Source organism: Xenorhabdus griffiniae (genome assembly GCF_015163655.1).
In the GTDB taxonomy this organism is placed as follows: Bacteria; Pseudomonadota; Gammaproteobacteria; order Enterobacterales; family Enterobacteriaceae; genus Xenorhabdus; species Xenorhabdus griffiniae.
In genome coordinates, this window is the sequence record NZ_JADEUF010000018.1 from 12,777 (window position 1) to 29,642 (window position 16,866).

At 44.6% G+C, this 16,866-nt stretch carries 11 protein-coding genes; 3 read left to right on the forward strand and 8 right to left on the reverse strand.

Annotation, left to right across the window (positions count from 1 at the left end; all coding sequences use genetic code 11):
* Genes tssK through tssB form a run of 8 tightly spaced genes read right to left on the reverse strand, consistent with a single transcriptional unit; the run spans position 1 to position 8,483 of the window.
* The gene (gene tssK, locus IQ211_RS04895) at positions 1–1,353 is read right to left on the reverse strand and encodes a type VI secretion system baseplate subunit TssK (protein ID WP_189759229.1); all 1,353 of its coding nucleotides are present in this window, start codon (positions 1,351–1,353) and stop codon (positions 1–3) included.
* 2 nt (positions 1,354–1,355) lie between these two features.
* The gene (tssJ, locus tag IQ211_RS04900) at positions 1,356–1,910 is read right to left on the reverse strand and encodes a type VI secretion system lipoprotein TssJ (RefSeq protein WP_074024608.1); all 555 of its coding nucleotides are present in this window, start codon (positions 1,908–1,910) and stop codon (positions 1,356–1,358) included.
* Entirely contained in the window at positions 1,894–3,189 is a 1,296-nt protein-coding gene (gene tagH, locus IQ211_RS04905; protein ID WP_189759230.1) for a type VI secretion system-associated FHA domain protein TagH, read from the reverse strand. Before tagH ends, tssJ begins: the two co-directional genes overlap by 17 nt.
* Before the next feature lie 5 nt (positions 3,190–3,194).
* Entirely contained in the window at positions 3,195–4,247 is a 1,053-nt protein-coding gene (tssG, locus tag IQ211_RS04910) for a type VI secretion system baseplate subunit TssG (RefSeq protein WP_189759231.1), read from the reverse strand.
* Complete coding sequence (tssF, locus tag IQ211_RS04915; protein ID WP_189759232.1) at positions 4,211–6,043, reverse strand: type VI secretion system baseplate subunit TssF; 1,833 nt, start codon at positions 6,041–6,043, stop codon at positions 4,211–4,213. The genes tssG and tssF overlap by 37 nt, the downstream gene beginning before the upstream one ends.
* The gene (tssE, locus tag IQ211_RS04920; RefSeq protein WP_189759233.1) at positions 6,044–6,484 is read right to left on the reverse strand and encodes a type VI secretion system baseplate subunit TssE; all 441 of its coding nucleotides are present in this window, start codon (positions 6,482–6,484) and stop codon (positions 6,044–6,046) included.
* A gap of 2 nt (positions 6,485–6,486) precedes the next feature.
* Positions 6,487–7,965 carry a type VI secretion system contractile sheath large subunit gene (tssC, locus tag IQ211_RS04925; RefSeq protein WP_189759234.1) on the reverse strand — a complete coding sequence of 493 codons (1,479 nt, stop codon included), beginning with the start codon at positions 7,963–7,965 and terminating at the stop codon, positions 6,487–6,489.
* A 20-nt stretch (positions 7,966–7,985) separates the two neighbouring features.
* Positions 7,986–8,483, reverse strand: a complete 498-nt coding sequence (tssB, locus tag IQ211_RS04930; RefSeq protein ID WP_189759235.1) for a type VI secretion system contractile sheath small subunit — start codon at positions 8,481–8,483, stop codon at positions 7,986–7,988.
* A 919-nt stretch (positions 8,484–9,402) separates the two neighbouring features.
* Between tssB and IQ211_RS04935 the strand changes: the two genes are divergently transcribed.
* From IQ211_RS04935 to IQ211_RS04945, 3 genes are all read left to right on the forward strand, one after another.
* Positions 9,403–9,921 carry an Hcp family type VI secretion system effector gene (locus IQ211_RS04935; protein WP_189759236.1) on the forward strand — a complete coding sequence of 173 codons (519 nt, stop codon included), beginning with the start codon at positions 9,403–9,405 and terminating at the stop codon, positions 9,919–9,921.
* Positions 9,922–10,591: 670 nt separating this feature from the next.
* Positions 10,592–12,283 (forward strand): ShlB/FhaC/HecB family hemolysin secretion/activation protein, encoded by a 1,692-nt coding sequence (locus IQ211_RS04940; RefSeq protein ID WP_189759237.1) that lies wholly within the window; start codon positions 10,592–10,594, stop codon positions 12,281–12,283.
* A gap of 108 nt (positions 12,284–12,391) precedes the next feature.
* A complete protein-coding gene (locus IQ211_RS04945) occupies positions 12,392–16,810 on the forward strand; it encodes a hemagglutinin repeat-containing protein (RefSeq protein ID WP_189759238.1) in 4,419 nt (1,472 codons plus the stop codon).
* Positions 16,811–16,866: the final 56 nt, after the last annotated feature.

A 16,866-nucleotide genomic window follows, 5' to 3' on the forward strand; every position in this document is an offset into this window, starting at 1 on the left:
TTATTCCTTACCGCCCCTGATAGCCCAGAGCTGCATATCTAAGTCAGGGAAATCCCCTGATACGTGGAACGCGATGGAATTTCCTTGCTGGATCTCTTTCCACGCCGGACTTTTCTGATCCAGACGGAAGTAGGTATATCCAGAGTGATACGGTAATTGACGAGGTGCAGCAGACAGGGCAATCAATGGCACGCCCGGCAACTGGACGCTGACCAGATCGCGGATCTTTTCCATCGATGTGACTTTGGTTTGCTGGACGAACTGGCGACGCAACTGCTCCTGCGGTGTGCTGGCGCTGATTGCCAATACGAATTCGGCCTTGCGCAACAGATCGTTGTCGTGAAGCGTTGCCACACGAATGCCACCTTCGTTCTGTTTCAGCGCAATCGAAGTTGCACGTGGAGTCAGAACCACATTCAATGCATCACGGATCGCGATCATCACAGACTGGAAGGTATCGGTCAGGTTATTATGGTCATACCCCATTATATTCCCTGGCAGGCGGCTAGAATCGGTGAATGTCCTCAACTCGCCACAAGTCTGGAGTAACTCGGTATATAAATGCAGTGGGTGCAAAACGGTTTGTTTAGCATAATGGCTGAACAACGGCTGAACGCGGTTGAGCAATTGCAACATCATAAATTCTGCGACATCCGCTACCCCTTGCTGACCTGGCGAACCAATGCGTTTAGCCAGTGTTCTTGAGCGTTCGGTCAGCAAGCCATCAATTTCCACCATGAAACGCTTGAGTTTGTCCGCCACGAAGATCGACAAACAGGTCGGGATAAAATCGTTATCCAGAACAATATTGCCATCTTTTTGCTTTTCTTTGATGCGGCACAGTGGAATAGCAGTGTAAGCACTCATATCTTCAGAACCTTGCATCAGAACGGGTGTCAGTTGGGCAAGGTTAAGAGAAAAGGAGTCACCGCCTTTGGTATGGAGGTCACGGACATCCGTAGGAAGTTCCCGATAACGTACCGCACTTTGTGTTTCTGCTCCCTGATCAGCCACTTCCCGAATGGTATCGCTGGACATAGGCAAGGCCAGATACACTTCCTTGCTTTTCAGGTCATTGACATTTTCGATATCCAACGGTTTTGGCAGTAAGTCTTGGCTAGGCGCAGAAAAAACGGTGCCATCAGGCATAATGCCACTGGCTTCGGTAATGCCGATACGTCCCAGTTTGAGCAAATCATCATTAATACTCAGGGCGCTAAAACCGTGAGCATATGGTGTCAATACTGAAACAAGGCTATGTGCCAGATAATCAATATGTTTTTGTTGTTGCTGAAAATGTTGTGGTCTGATGAATAACCCTTCGTGCCAAATCACCCGATTTTTGCCTGGCATGATTACTCCTCCTCTTTTCTAAGTTCGACGTCGTTATTTCTGACATGCACCAAGATGTGGTAATGGCGGCCGATGTCTTTTACCCGGATGATCTTTTTCCATTCAGATTGATTTGCATCTGCATAGTGAACGATGACACCGATGTAACGGTTTTTCTTTTCCAATGCGATCTGTTCCAGAGGCTTGTATTGCCCTGGCAACAAGGTGTAATCCTGATGATCGATGTAGTTTTTCCCCAGTGCTTTTTCGAGCTTGTCGCTATCAAGCTGGTCATAGTCGGCAGCCAGAAAGCGCGAATCTTCACTGAGATAAACCAAATTCATTTCAACAGGGGCCGCTTCACCACTTTCATTGGGGTTGATGTCGGGTTCGGCCAGCAATGTAATATTGGCAACAGAAGCCTGCTCATCAGGTTTACCTACCGGTGTGGAAGGGTCCCAAATGACCTGGCCCACTTTTTTTGTTGCGTTCCATGCACTGCTACAGCCGTTTAGCAACATCACTGACAGCAATAAAATCCCTACAGCCCATACACGGCGACTAGCGGAATGTGTCATTGCTGGATTCCTCCAAGCCCTGACGCAATGCGCGGTCATAAGCCTGCTCATATACCTCGCGGAATAATTTTTCGAATCCTTGCTGGCGACTGGAAGATAGTTCGCGGTAATAGTTGGTGTACATTTCCCAAGCCCAGGATGCGTCTTTATTCCTGACTTCGTTGCTACGACGATAGTGTGAGAAACGACGAAGCAATTGCTCTGGAGCAAAAGCTTCCAGCATGGTGTCCAGTGCAGCCGAGATGGCAATTCGGTTAGCCTGATAGTGTAATTGCAGGTTTTGCAGGCTTTCCGCTACTGCGGCCGGTGCGGAGAGATGAACCGGACTTTTCTGATCAGAGAACATCACCTGCATGGTCGTGTCATAATCCATATTCAGGCGCAGCGGGTTATCTTCGATAGGCCGGAGCTGTTTATCACGCAACCCATGTTGTTCACGCTGGAGGGCCAATAACCCCTCAATGGCCGCTTTCATGGTCTTGCCCATCTCTTGCAGAAAATCATTCGCCTGCTGGCTGTCATGCAAAGGCAAACGAGCTTCCAGCCCACGCATAAGCGGGGTAATGGCGACATGATCAACATCCATACTTTCGTACTGTCTGTCGGAATCGATGTCCGGTAAATCAAGGAACTCCTGATCCATAACACTGCCTCGGTTATCAGAAATAGGGTTAGCAAATGGGGGATTTTGGTAATGATCCGGTGGCAAAAGTTGTTCCGTATCATCAGCCTCAACCTTGGGTTTCAATGTGGTCAAGCTCTCGCTATCAAGCACCCGCAGCGGATCATCACTGAAACGATGCATAACCGTTGGAGCAATACCTTCATCGTAGGCAAACGCAGATTTTTGTAGGGGGGCACCTTCCATCATGGCATCCAGCGGATTGCTATAGCTGGAAACCAACGATTCAGGGGATATCATTGAAGGATCAACACGATCCGCCTCAGAAAAACTGATATGGCTCTTGATCGACAAATTACCTACTTTGATTTGATCGCCTTGTTGTAGCAGGATCAAACCCGACTCAGGCGTCAAAGTCGCATCGTTGATTTGTACTGATTCAGCAAAGACTTGCAGGCAAAATGCCCCATCCTGCCATTTAATGGCAAATTGTGACGGGCAGACATTGCCCTGCTGATCCTGCACAGACCAAAGGTGGCTTTCACTACTACCGACCGTACCACCCTGTGTCGAGAACTGGCAGTTGGCGGCTTTACCACTTTCTAGCTGTTCACTGTTAAGAACCCGCAATGAAAGGATTGGTTGATATTTTTCCATGGTCGTTATTCCATAACTGAAATGATGACAGAGGGTTTCTTTTCCGGTTCGCCGAGAAAACTGGTCCACCCCAAGTGGTTATTCTGTTGTGCCCCCAATACCATGCCGCTGACCTGATTTTCAGCCAGACTAAGACGCAGTTCCCAAGCAAACTGACTGCGCATGATAAAAGAGATGAACATCACCAACGGCAGATAGTTTTTGCCATCAGGCAAGAATGAGAGGAACCGATCACGAGGCAAGTTATTGATACTAAGTAAAAATTTACCGCTGTAATCCCCAACCCAAGAACCAATGGTGAAGTTTTTTCCCAATACCGATAACTCGTTATCAACCGTTTTCAGGCCCTTATTGGTTCCTCCCAGACGGTTCTGCTGATCCTGCGGGATGATGACTTTCCTGAATTGCCAGCCGTGCAGCGTGACGTCCTGCAAATCAAAACAGTGGGAAACAAGGCTGCATATGACTTCTGGCGAGCGTCCGGGGCTTGCCAGCAATCCTGCATACGCCAGCATTTTGCTGTGGTTGATGTTCAGCATCCGACGGTTGACATCACTGCCTAACCCAACGAGTGAGAACATACGTTGAGAAAAATAATCTTCCCCACCCTTCTTGAAACAGATGTAATAACGGTATTTCCGCCAAATCTGATGCAGGATCGTAATTAAACGGTGGTTGAAAATGTTGAGAAAATCCGTCAGACGGTTTTCCCCGTGGGCATCTTCCCATGCCAGTGAATCCAGATAATAGCCTGGCATCGGGGACTGGCTGCCATGCAATCCCATAAAGGAAACTTCCAGTTCGAAGTATCCCTTTTTGGCTTGCTTAAGCGAGATTACATCCCGAGTCGGAAATGCCAGACTGGCGCTGGAACGGAAACGGATAGATTCCAGATCGGGACGATCTGTCTCTCCGGTTTTATCCCACGCTATCGCCAGCTGGTTAAGCAGTTCAACCAACTGGTAAAAATTGTACTGTGAGATATCCAATGCCAGTGGCGTGGCAGGATCCTGTTCAGTGATTACATCAACGAGTGTTGACCTATCTGTACCGGCCATTCATAACATTCCTGATTATCTAAATTGATTACCTTCAACATATGAAACGCATTGACGCTGGCATACAGTGAGAAAAACCGTGACAGAATCGTACTGAACAGATAAAGCTCGCCTTCTGAGCTGAATGCCTGTTGCCGGATATACAGCGTTGAGCGCAATCCACGGACAGGCTGACCACGGAACAGACGATCTGTCGGCTCTGTTTCAATTTTTTCAATAGCATCAAGCCGTTTTTGCGATGAACGCTTGGACTGTCGGTTATGAATACTTGGGAAATCGTAGGTACGCAGCACCTGCTTCAATGCGTCCTTATCCAACAATGACATATAGTTGAGCGACATATTTGACAGTAGTGACCAGTGCAAGCCCCCATCCAACAAGGGATAGAGAGGCACTGATGGCCGCGTAATATTGCGGAATGTCGCAAATGACGGACTACCGATTGAAGGGTAATTAATGTCTCCAACCCGCAACTCTAAAGGCAATTCACGGTTGGTACAGGTCAAACTAACAGAAACATTTTCTTTCAGCTTGAGCCTGAGCAAGTCGGCCTCATCTCCCCGTACCAATGAGATGAAATGTTCCAGCCCCCGACGGAAAGGAGACTCTTTTACCCGAATACGGTAATAACGCATCGAGCGTTCGTCTTCGTTATCGATTTGGTGATTGAAACTTTCAAACGGGGTATACACTCGCTCACCAATACGGGCACGACTGCGTTCACCATTTTCCCCTGTCAGCCAGCTTTCTACGCCATCAACAGAGAAAATGTCGTAGTTATCTGGAAAACTGTAACTGGCTTTCAATGGGTATTCAGTCTGGCTACCATTAAGTTCAATTGCTTCACTGTCCATAGGGAACAGGTTGATTGCCGGTGTGCAGTGCAAACGAAAGGTGTCATAGCGAATCTTGACTTCAGGTGGCAATGCCTGAGAAAAATGTAAATTCAGTTTGAAATCTTTGGTCTTGAGATCTTCCGGCAGTTTCGGGAAGCCTTTCACATCAAAAAACAGAAAACTTTCCGCGAAACAGAAATATTCCTGCAAGATGCGATATCCCATATAGGCGTTTTTCGGGTAAGGCAGTAACGCATCTTCTCGCTCAAATCCCACCGGCACAAAATCAAAACTTGGCAGAGGGATCACGGTATCGCCTGCCACTAACTCTGCTTTTCTGAAATAGTAACAAAGCCAGAAATAGAGCTGGGAGGTGGTATAGTTATCACCGCTCAAATAAAAACGCAGTTTGTCCAGCTCCAACTCATGCAGATTCAGTTCTGTTTTCGATGTAAAATCCAGACCAATAATTCCGGTTTCATTACTGTTATTGACCGTAATGTCACGAATAGAAAGTGGAAAAAGCCAGACATCACGGCAGAGCGTAAACGTACAGCGATCATGATCGTCTTTTTTGCCGTCCGATTTTTCGTTCGAATAAATATCATCTTGAGTTGACAACGAATGACTCATAATCTGCGTGCCACGCTTGACCTGTGTCGCTTTCGTTACTACGCTCTCATCCGGGGTATACTCAATGATGGTCATACTGGGCGTTGGACGCAGATAGTTCGGCCACAGCATATTAAGCAGGCCGTGGGTCAATTCAGGGAATTGATCATCAATCTTTGCCCGCAGGTTGCCCGTCAGGAAGGCAAAACCTTCAAGCAAACGCTCAACATCGGGGTCAGAACCCTGTTCTGATAGAAATGCGGCAAGATGAGGACGCTCAACTGCGGCTTCTTTCCCCAGTTGTCGCAGATAGTTCAACTCATCTCTGAAATATTTTTCAAATGACATTTATTGAGTTCGCTCCAGGCAATAGCGTCGGTTGTTATCCAACTGGATGCTAAATTCCACAAGGTCGTTGATATCATCCAGAGAGATTTCAGCGCTAATATGAAAGCTCAACAGCAACGGATCTGAATCATCATTGATGGCACTGACAGAAACCGCTGATATTCTTGGCTCATAATTTCTGATGCACTCTTCAATCGCCCATTCGATACTTTGCTTGAAATCCACCGATGTCGCGGTCGCGTCATTGAGGTCAATGACACCTAAATCAACGGAACTTTGGCAAGCACCTGGACGGGAATTCAGCACTTCATTCAAATGCTTCTTGATAGAATCAAGTAGTGCACGCATCCTTGATTGACGGGAAGAGCCGGAGCTCTTCCCTTGAATGCGCTCGAACAGACTGGCAGAGCTGCCTCTGTTCCAACTGTACAGCGCAGCCATGATTATTCCTTATCCAAACGTCCAACCAGAGACAGTTCGAAGCTTGCACCCATGTATTTGAAGTGCGGGCGAACTTGCATCGCCACCTGATACCAGCCTGGATCGCCTTCAACATCCAGAACCTTGATCTCAGCAGCACGCAGAGGACGACGGCTACGAACGTCAGTGGGTGGGTTTTCCTGATCAGCAATGTACTGTTTCAGCCACATGTTCAGTTCGCGTTCCAGATCCTGACGCTCTTTCCAGGAACCGATCTGTTCGCGCTGCAACACTTTGATGTAGTGAGCCAGACGGTTGATGATGAACATGTATGGAAGCTGGGTACCCAACTTGTAGTTGGTTTCCGCAATTTTCCCTTCACGGGTATTTGGGAACACTTTTGGTTTCTGAACTGAGTTTGCCGAGAAGAATGCCGCGTTATCGCTACCCTTACGCATGGTCAGGGTAATAAAGCCTTCTTCAGCCAGTTCGAATTCACGACGGTCAGTGACTAAAACTTCTGTTGGGATTTTCGCCTGAATCTGCCCCATTGCTTCATACAGGTGAACAGGCAGATCGCTGACTGCACCACCGCTCTGCGGGCCAATGATGTTTGGACACCAGCGGTATTTAGCAAAGCTGTCAGTCAGGCAGCTAGCCAGCAAATACGCTGTATTGCCCCACAAGAAATGTTCGTGGTCACGGCTGACATTTTCCTGATAGTTGAAGTTTTTGATTGGGTTTTCAACACTGGAATAAGGCAGACGCAGCAAGAAGCGAGGTGCAGTCAGACCTAAGTAACGTGAATCTTCTGACTCACGCAGCAGACGCCATTTAGTATGTGAAGGACCTTCGAAGACAGATTTCAGATCTTTGATGGCAGGCAGCTCAGTAAAGCTGTTAATACCAAAGAATTCCGGTGAAACAGAAGACAGGAATGGCGCATGAGCCATCGCGCCCACCGAACTGACATACTGCATCAATTTAATATCAGGCGTAGTGTTGTTGAACGCGTAGTTACCGATGACGGAAGCAACAGGTTCACCACCAAACTGGCCGTAGCCTGCAGAATAAACGTGTTTATAGAAGCCAGACTGAATAATTTCAGGAGAAAATTCAAAATCTTCCAACAATTCATCTTTAGTCGCATGAAGAATGTTGATTTTGATGTTTTCACGGAAATCAGTGCGATCCACTAAAATTTTCAGTGAACGCCAGGAAGATTCCAATTCCTGGAACTGCTTAGCGTGCATGATTTCATCCATCTGCTCACTTAGCTTCTTATCCAGCTCAACGATCATCTTATCAACAAGCAGCTTGTTGATGGGTTCATCGTTAGAGCCAGTATCCAGGATGCTACCGATAAACGCAGCGACACCTTGTTTAGCAATATAGTAGCCGTCATTTTCCGGAGTCATTCTCGCTTGAGACATAATTTCATCAAGCAAGGAAGTCGTTGCGCCAGAAGCAATAGCTGTACTGTTTTCTTCGTGCTGAGCCATTTAAAAATTCCTTTAACCAGTTATTTTTTATTGACGATTTCAAGTTCTTTCAGGAGTTGCTCACGAACGGATTCATCATCCAGCAGTGACTGCAAACGAGCACGAAATGCTGGGATATTTCCCAATGGGCCTTTTAATGCAACTAATGCCTCACGAAGTTCGAGAAGTTTATTTAATTCAGGCACTTTCTTCGCGATATTATCTGGCGAAAAATCATTCAGTGATTTTATTTCCAGATTAACTGGCAGCTCTTCTTCGCTTTTTTCATCGAGACGATTAGGAACGTTAAAAGTTAGGTTGATGTTCGCTTCATTCATTACGGCATTAAAGTTGTTCTTATTGATAGAAACTGTCTGCCGTTCTTCAATTGGCGTATCTTCGCTTTTTCCTTTCAAGTCACCCACAACCAGAAGATTCAGAGGCAATTCAACTTCTGAAGTCTGGTCACCATTATTAGGAACATACTTAATATTAATTCTTTCTTTCGGAGCTACGCTACCTGGACTATTCTTACTCATATTTGAATCCTTTGGCTAATACAACCATGAACTGTCTAACAACCCATTATTGGTGAGAGAATGATTCCAATGTTCACCCATATAATAAATACAGAAGATCTTCCTAAAAAAATAGGATAAAGAAGACAACTATATTTGAAGGTGCGAATAGTTTTATATCAACATATAGTTAAATAATCAGATATACCCTATCCAATTGTGGAAATAACATCGATACGAAAAATCGTCAAGTTCGAGTTTGACATTTTATTTTTTTGATGTAAAGCCTAAACACAAATTGATAAAGACCTCTATTCAAGCTTTTAATCTGCCTATCAAAACCCATCGCCAGTTATAAACATTTTTTTGCTCTCAAAATAGAGGAAAGTTTTGTTTTACTCTCTGTAAGAGTATGTAATCCCATTATCTATAAATTGCATAAAAAGACATATTCCCCCTCTTCATCTGAATAAAATATAACCTTACAGCCCGTTATCAATCATCATCATCAATATCATTTTTTATTTTATATTGATTAATTATGTTCCATAACAATCCAGATTATTTCCATTTTTTTGATCTAGTTAACACTTTTCAAATGATCATGAAAAATATTTAAACGAAAAAATAAATATCATTAAATATCAATTATTTATGAAACACAAAAAATCACAGCTCATTTTTAAACCAGTTGAATGGCCTTATTGTTTATAAAAAATCAGCTATAAATTTTATAACGGCAATAATTATAAAATTATTATTTGTCATTGAATGATAGCTCATATTGCATTTTCCAAATGACTTTGCATCAGGCAATTTCAGCTTTATTATTCGCCCCGAGTGTTTGGTAAGCGATAATTTCATTTGATTAGCAGATGAAATAATCACGCAAGGAATGAACACTTACACTAATATTGGTAAATTTTTATAGGATATTCATATGCCAACTCCATGTTATATTTCCATCCGTGGTAAAACTCAGGGTCATATTACTGCTGGCTCATTCACTGCTGAATCCGTAGGTAATATCTTTGTTCAGGGTCACGAAGACGAAATGCTGGTTCAAGAATTTGACCACATCGTTACTGTCCCAACTGATCCACAGTCAGGACAACCTTCTGGCCAGCGTGCGCATAAGCCATTCCGCTTTACCGTTGCGTTGAATAAATCAGTTCCTCTGCTGTACAACGCATTGGCTTCTGGCGAAATGCTGCCAACTGTAGAATTGAAATGGTACCGTACTTCAATCGAAGGTAAACAAGAGCATTTCTTTACTACAAAACTGGAAGATGCAACTATCGTTGATATCGATTGCAAAATGCCACATTGCCAAGATCCAGCTAAAGCAGAATTCACTCAATTAGTTCGTGTATCTCTTGCTTATCGTAAGATTACTTGGGAACACACTACTGCGGGTACTTCTGGTGCTGACGACTGGCGCGCACCAATTGTTGCTTAATATCTTTTTCATTAAATATTAAGTAATAACTTTTCAGCCAATGAATATTATTCATTGGCTGAATCCTTCTAACATCTCAAAATTCCCGCCAATTTACTTTAATTCCTATTTTTCTCTTTTATATTTGTTTTTCTGATTTTTTTTCACTGTCAGATTTTCATATAGTAATTATTTTCATAATAAATAAAGATAGATAAATTTACAATTACACTCATGATCAATTTTCAGCCAAATAATCTGACTAAAAAATAACTGCCTTTCCCTTTCATATCTCTTCTATATCAATCACACGCATCTTGAAAGGCGATTGGTATAATGCGTATACTTCAATTCCTTTCATCAACATTCCATAAGTAAAACTTTTAAATTAATAGACTGAAAATACAGAAAAAGCGTCTGGTTACACCTCATTATTCTGCTGATCTACTGATTAACCAAATTAAATTTCACTTAACGCTTCACATTGAGATAATACATAACTAAAATGAATTATCATAAATCACTAATGTAAATTTATAACTAGAAATTATAATTCTTAACAAAACACATTTATTAATCAGAACAACATAAAAGATTTTCTATGCTCTAATGCTTAATTAATAAACTAGGACGTTTAAGCCTAACCCAACACGATACATTTCCCATCAACTATTGTCATTTGGGTATTCCCATGATTAAAAGGACGACAATCTTCATCTTATTATGTACTGCATTTCAGGTGAACGCATCGCCTGATGCGCTTAATTCAGCGTTCCCTACAGATGAAACCGCTTTCTCTACAGATGAAGCAAGAAGAACCTTACAGGATAGTTCGCGGGAAATAGACCAATTAATTGAAGAACGCCGTCACCAGGGATTGATTAATCGCTCAGATAATGTTTCCCCACAAACTGTCTCACCCGTCGTGGTGGAAGCTCCGCCCTGTTTGGCAGTTAACGGGGTTTATCTTCAAGGCATTACCTTACTCTCTCTGAGAGATCTGAATACACTCAGTGCCCTGCCCGATAACTGTATCACCAGCAATGATATCAACAAGCTGTCAGCAGAAATCACCAACCTTTATATTGCTAAAGGTTATATTACGGCACGCGTTCAGTTTCTTCCCCTCAACCCTCATGGTGAACTGGGGATCAATGTCGTTGAAGGTTTTGTCGAAGCGATAGAAGGAGGTGACCGCTGGGTCAATAGCCAAACACTCTTCCCACGTTTGACAAACAAACCCCTCAACCTGAATCAACTTGATCAAGGGCTGGATCAGGCAAATCGCCTGCAATCAAACAAAACTACTCTCGATATTCTACCGGGTAGCGTTAATGGTGGTTCTATCGTCAGACTACACAATCGGCATTCTTCCCCATGGAGAATAACCACCACAACCGATAATTATGGACAAAAAAGCACAGGAAAATGGATCACGCGACTCAATGCCAGTGTCGATAGCCCACTGGGATTATCTGACTTTGTTAGTCTCAGCGGTGCCAGTACCGTCGATAAACCCAACACCCAATATAATCGCGCCTATACCCTGCTCTATTCGCTCCCCTATGGCGCCATCACATTGAGTGGATTCAACAGTTATTCCCAATACACCAGCCATCCCCGTTTACAGATACATTCGGCCAAATTGTACGGGAATTCACAACAAACAGGCATGCGTGCTGATTGGGTTTTTCATCGTAACCAGTCACAAATTAGTACATTAAACACTCAGTTGGTTTATAAGAATTACACTAACCATTTCCAAGAAGCCAAGCTTACTGTCAGTAGCCAGACATTGAGCGTCCTCGAATTGGGTATTAACCATTTACAAATTATCCCTTCAGGGTTGATCTCCCTCAATATGAGTATTGAGCGGGGAATGCCGTGGTTTGGTGCTCAAACCGCTACAGCCAGCCTGAATAAGCAGTTTACCAAAGGGAAATTATCGACAAATTTACAACAACGTTTTACATTTTTGGATGTGCCTTACCGATTTAGCAGCCAATTTTATGCCCAATACAGTAAAGATGGGCTACCGGGTGTTGAGTGGCTCAATGTAACTGACCGTAATGCGGTGCGAGGCTTCAGTAAAAATGTGTCATCGGCTGATAATGGCTGGTATTTAAGAAATACGCTTTCTCACTCAATCCCCATTGCCAATGGATCACTTTCGTTACGTACCGGCGTGGATATCGGCCAGGTTAAAGGTTATCGCAGTCAGGACGGCTGGAAAAGCAGTGCCGGATTCAGTGCAGGTTTGACACTACGTTATCAGCAACTATTTGCGGATGTTGAGTTCAGCCGAGGAAAATTACTTTCTCACCCAAATAGGCACACGGATGAACCTATGCAACTGTTAACCCGCTTCTCTTACACTTTTTAATTTTTTGAACCATTTGATTTTTTTAACCGCAGTCAGTTGTGGGGATTATTAGAACAATGATCCCCAGAGCACTGCACATGGCAATAAAGAAGCAAATAAGGAAATTATATGAAAAGTAAAAAATTTAAACTGTCTCCCACAGGCAAACTTGCCGCCTCTATGGCAATTATTCTGGCAACCTGTTCAGTCAGCTTTGCCAATGATATTACACCTGGCGGCGATGCCGCACACAGCCCAGATGTTATGCAAGCGGATACCGGTGCAACGGTGGTCAATATCGTTGCACCTTCCGAATCCGGGTTATCACATAACCAATACCAGGACTTCAACGTTAATCAAATGGGGGCTGTGTTCAATAACTCTCTGGAGGATGGAACATCGCAATTGGCAGGGGAACTATCTGCCAACAGCAACCTCAATGGACAAGCTGCCAGTGTGATCTTAAATGAGGTTATTAGTCGTAACCCTTCTTTCTTGCTTGGCGAACAGGAAATATTTGGTATCGCTGCCGATTATGTGCTGGCAAACCCTAACGGTATCACTTGTAACGGTTGTGGTTTTATCAATACGAATCAGGCGTCGTTGGTTGTCGGTAATCCACTGGTGGAAAATGGGGTTCTGCAAGGCTTCAACACCTTTGATAATCTGAACGCCCTGAATATCAGAAACAATGGCTTATCCCATAATGACGTACTAAATCTGATCGCACCTAAAATTGACATCAACGGTCAGGTGATCACCACAAAAAACCTCAATCTCACAACGGGGAATAACAAAATTTCGGCCGATGGTCACGTCCTGGATATTCAGCAAGCGAATATTGGCGCTCTCGACAGCTATTATTTGGGTAGTATGCGGGCAGGACGCATTCGTCTGCTGAATACGGCGGAAGGAAGCGGAGTTAATTTAAAAGGCCAAGTCACCGCTGATAATGGCATTGAAGTTGAATCCTACGGTGATGTGAAGCTGGAAGCAGCGACGCTAAAAGGTGGCGATATTACCTTGAGCGGCAATAATGTGCTGTCCCAAGGACGCCTGAATCAATCTTCATCAGACAAAACGGGCAACGATAATCACGAAAGCACTCTTAGTGGTATTTATACCGAACAAAAGCAAATCAGTGAATCTGTTGCTCGTACCCAATTGGCAGGTAAAAACATCACGCTGGTGGCCAAACAAAACAACCAAGTGATGGCAACCGATATTGAAGGGGATAATGTCAAACTGACTGGCGCCAACCTGAAACTGGATGGACAACAGCTTCACCAACTTGACCGTAACACGAACAATCAACGGAAATGGGCCTGGCAGTATGATCTCACCAATGAGAGTGAAAAATATCAGCACGAAGGCAATACCATTAACGCGCGTGAAAATATCCATTTAACCGCCAGTGAAGGTAATGCCGAAGTCCTTGCCAGTAAGATCAAAGCGGGCAATCAGTTGTCCGTATCAGCCCAGAAAGATGTGAAGCTGGCAAGTCTGGTGGAATCAGAAATGACTTCACAGAAGGGATACAAAAAGAACCATAGTGCATCATTGCAAACGGGTAATTGGAATGAGGTCAATACCACCCAAAGAAGTACCGGCAATGAATTAAGCGCAGGCGGAGACTTAGGTATCAAGGCGAAAGGAAATGTTGACATTATCGGAACCCGGATTAACTCAGGCAAAAACCTGATTATTACTGCGGATCAACAAACCAATATTACTGTCCAATCCCTCGTTGCTGATCAGATCCTTGCCAAAGATAAAACCTATTGGGGTGGGATTGCCGGTGGCAGCAAAAAAGATAACCGCGATAAATCAGAAACCCATCATATTTCCGAAGTGACGGCTGGCGAGCACTTACTGCTGACTGGTGCAAATGGTGTCACCATTACAGGCAGTAAAGTCAAAGCGCAAAAAGGTGCCTATGTCAGCGCCAATGACGGGCAATTAACTATCGACAATGCGGTCAGCCATATTTCTAAAGAGGTGGATGAAAGAAAAGGCACCATTTTCAACATCACCAAAAATACAAATCAAGAGCATCACGAACAGCAAAAATCTTCCGCCAGCCAGTTGATTTCCGATGCCGACCTGAAATTACTCAGTAATAAAGACATCAATGTCATTGGCAGTCTGGCAAAAAGTGCCGGCGAACTGCAACTGAATACATCAGGCAATATCAATATCCTGAATTATGGTGAGAAAAATCAGGATCAACAGGAAAAAACCAACCTTGACTTGCTGTCTTACACCAAAGACATGAAAGATAACCAATATCGTGCGGGTGTCGGTTTTGAACACACCACCGATCAACAGAAAAATGAAAGCACAACACAACGCCCATCAGAACTGAATGGCGGCAACTTCACCATAAATGCTGGCCAAAATGTCACTGTGACTGGCTCTAAGTTGGTCACCACACAGGGCGATGCGAAGATTAGCGGGAATAATATTGCGTTGCTGGCTGGCGAAAATAGTTCCTCAACCTCAACCGCACAGGAAAAACTGAATAGCAGTGTGTTCGTCACTGGCGGTATGGACAAACTCGGTAGTGGTGTTGAAGGAACTTACAACAACAATGGAAAATCCGACAGCCGGACAACGGCAGAAGTGACCAAAACCCAAGTGACAGGCAACCTTGAGCTGAATGCAATGGGTGAGTTGAAGCAGCAGGGTACGGATCATCAAGTGCAAGGTTCCTATCAGGCTAATGCCGGCAGCATTAAAAATGTGGCAACAGCCAATACCGAATCCAGCTCAACCAACCAATTACAGGTAGGCGGTGAAATCAGCGGAACTGCCGATTACAGTGCAACCACTCGTCCTGTAGAAAAAACGGCCAAGGCTGCCGCAGATAAGAAACTGGATACTTCCATCACCAAAACGGGCTTACCTAATGCCGGTATTGAGCTGGCGATGAATGGCAACAGCCGTTACACCAATAACCATCAGTCCAATGCGGTAGTGACTAACATCAAGGCAGGTGATGTCAAAGTAACAACGAACGGCGACATCTATGACCAAGGTACGCAATACCAGACCAACAAAGGCGGTGTCTCACTGATTGCGGGCAGCCATACCAGTGAAGCCGCCACCAATAGCCAAAGCTCTCATGCCGCTGACACAACTGGCAATGCCAGCTTGCGTGTCTACACCACAACTGGTGCAGATATCTCTGTTAATGGCAAAGGCAGTGGTAGCTATCAGGAAACATCCAACACCACCAGCAGCGCAGTGACCAGCAGCATCAACGCTCAAAACGGCGTTAACGTTCAGACGGCCAGAGATGCGCGCTACCAAGGCACTTCAATCAATGCAGGTGAAGGTACGGCCAATGTTAATGCAGGTGGAAATGTTCAGTTTAACCAAGCCACCACTCGCAATGAGAAACAAGGCCATGGTTACAATGGGGAAATTTCCCTGACCGTGGGAACCAACCCTGATGGCAAGAATTTCAGTGGCAGTCTCGGCGGCGGTTATAACACCGAAAGCCAGAACAACACTACTGCTCAAACCAGCAATATCACTGGTGGACAAGGGGTAAATCTGACTGCAGGCAATAATCTGACATTACAAGGAGCCAACGTTACCAGCAAACAGGTAGATTTAACCGCACAGCGTGGGAAAATCGAACTGACTTCGGCTCAGGATACTGCCAACGCCAATGGTTGGAATGTCGGTGCTAAAGCTAAAGGGGGAATGTCTTCTACCGCCCGTAAAGAAGGAGGGGATGGCGCAGCAAGCGATGCGTCAACAACAGACGATCCAGCTAACAGAATCATCGACAGCAAATATAATATTGGCGGTGAATTGAAATTTGGCGTCAATAACCTGACGCAAACCACGCATCATAACGCACAGGTTTCCGGCAACAATGTTACTCTGACCAGCGCGGGCGATACCTCACTTAAAGGTGCGAATGTGGATGCTGCTCAGGTCACGAGCAATGTCGGTGGCAATTTCAGTGTCGAAAGCCGCAAGGACAGCACCCATAGCCTGAATGTGGGGCTGGATGCTGGCTTGGGTTATAGCAAAACCATCAAAGGAGATGCCGCTTCTAAACAGGCTGTTCCTACCGTAGCGGAAGACTCTCCAGAAAATACAGCAACTACCACACCTGAAACCGGAGATAAAGCCCCAAGTTTGACAGATCAACTGAAAGCGGCGTTCAAGGGCTACAATGGCAAACTTAAAGGCAATTACGATACTCTCGACCGAGAAACGGTAGGTAAGCAAACAACATTGACCGGTACTCAAGAGGTTAATCTGAATGTCTCTGGAACAACCCATTTATCGGGCAGCAAAATTGACAGTGCACAAGGTGCTGTCTCGCTGAATACCCAGCAAATTAACCAACAATCTGTCTCCGGATACGATAAGGGCAAAAATTTAGGTATTGATGTACCTGATTCCCTCACCAGTCTGGCAACTTCTGCACAAAAAGATATTTTCTCCGGTAAAGTGCCTTTTGTGAAAAATGAGAGCCACGATACTGAACTGCCAACTGTTCACAGTGAAGTTAAAGGGCGTCAATGAGATTAATCATCGGAATTAACGATTGATCTTCTGTACGGTAGCCAATATATGGCTAC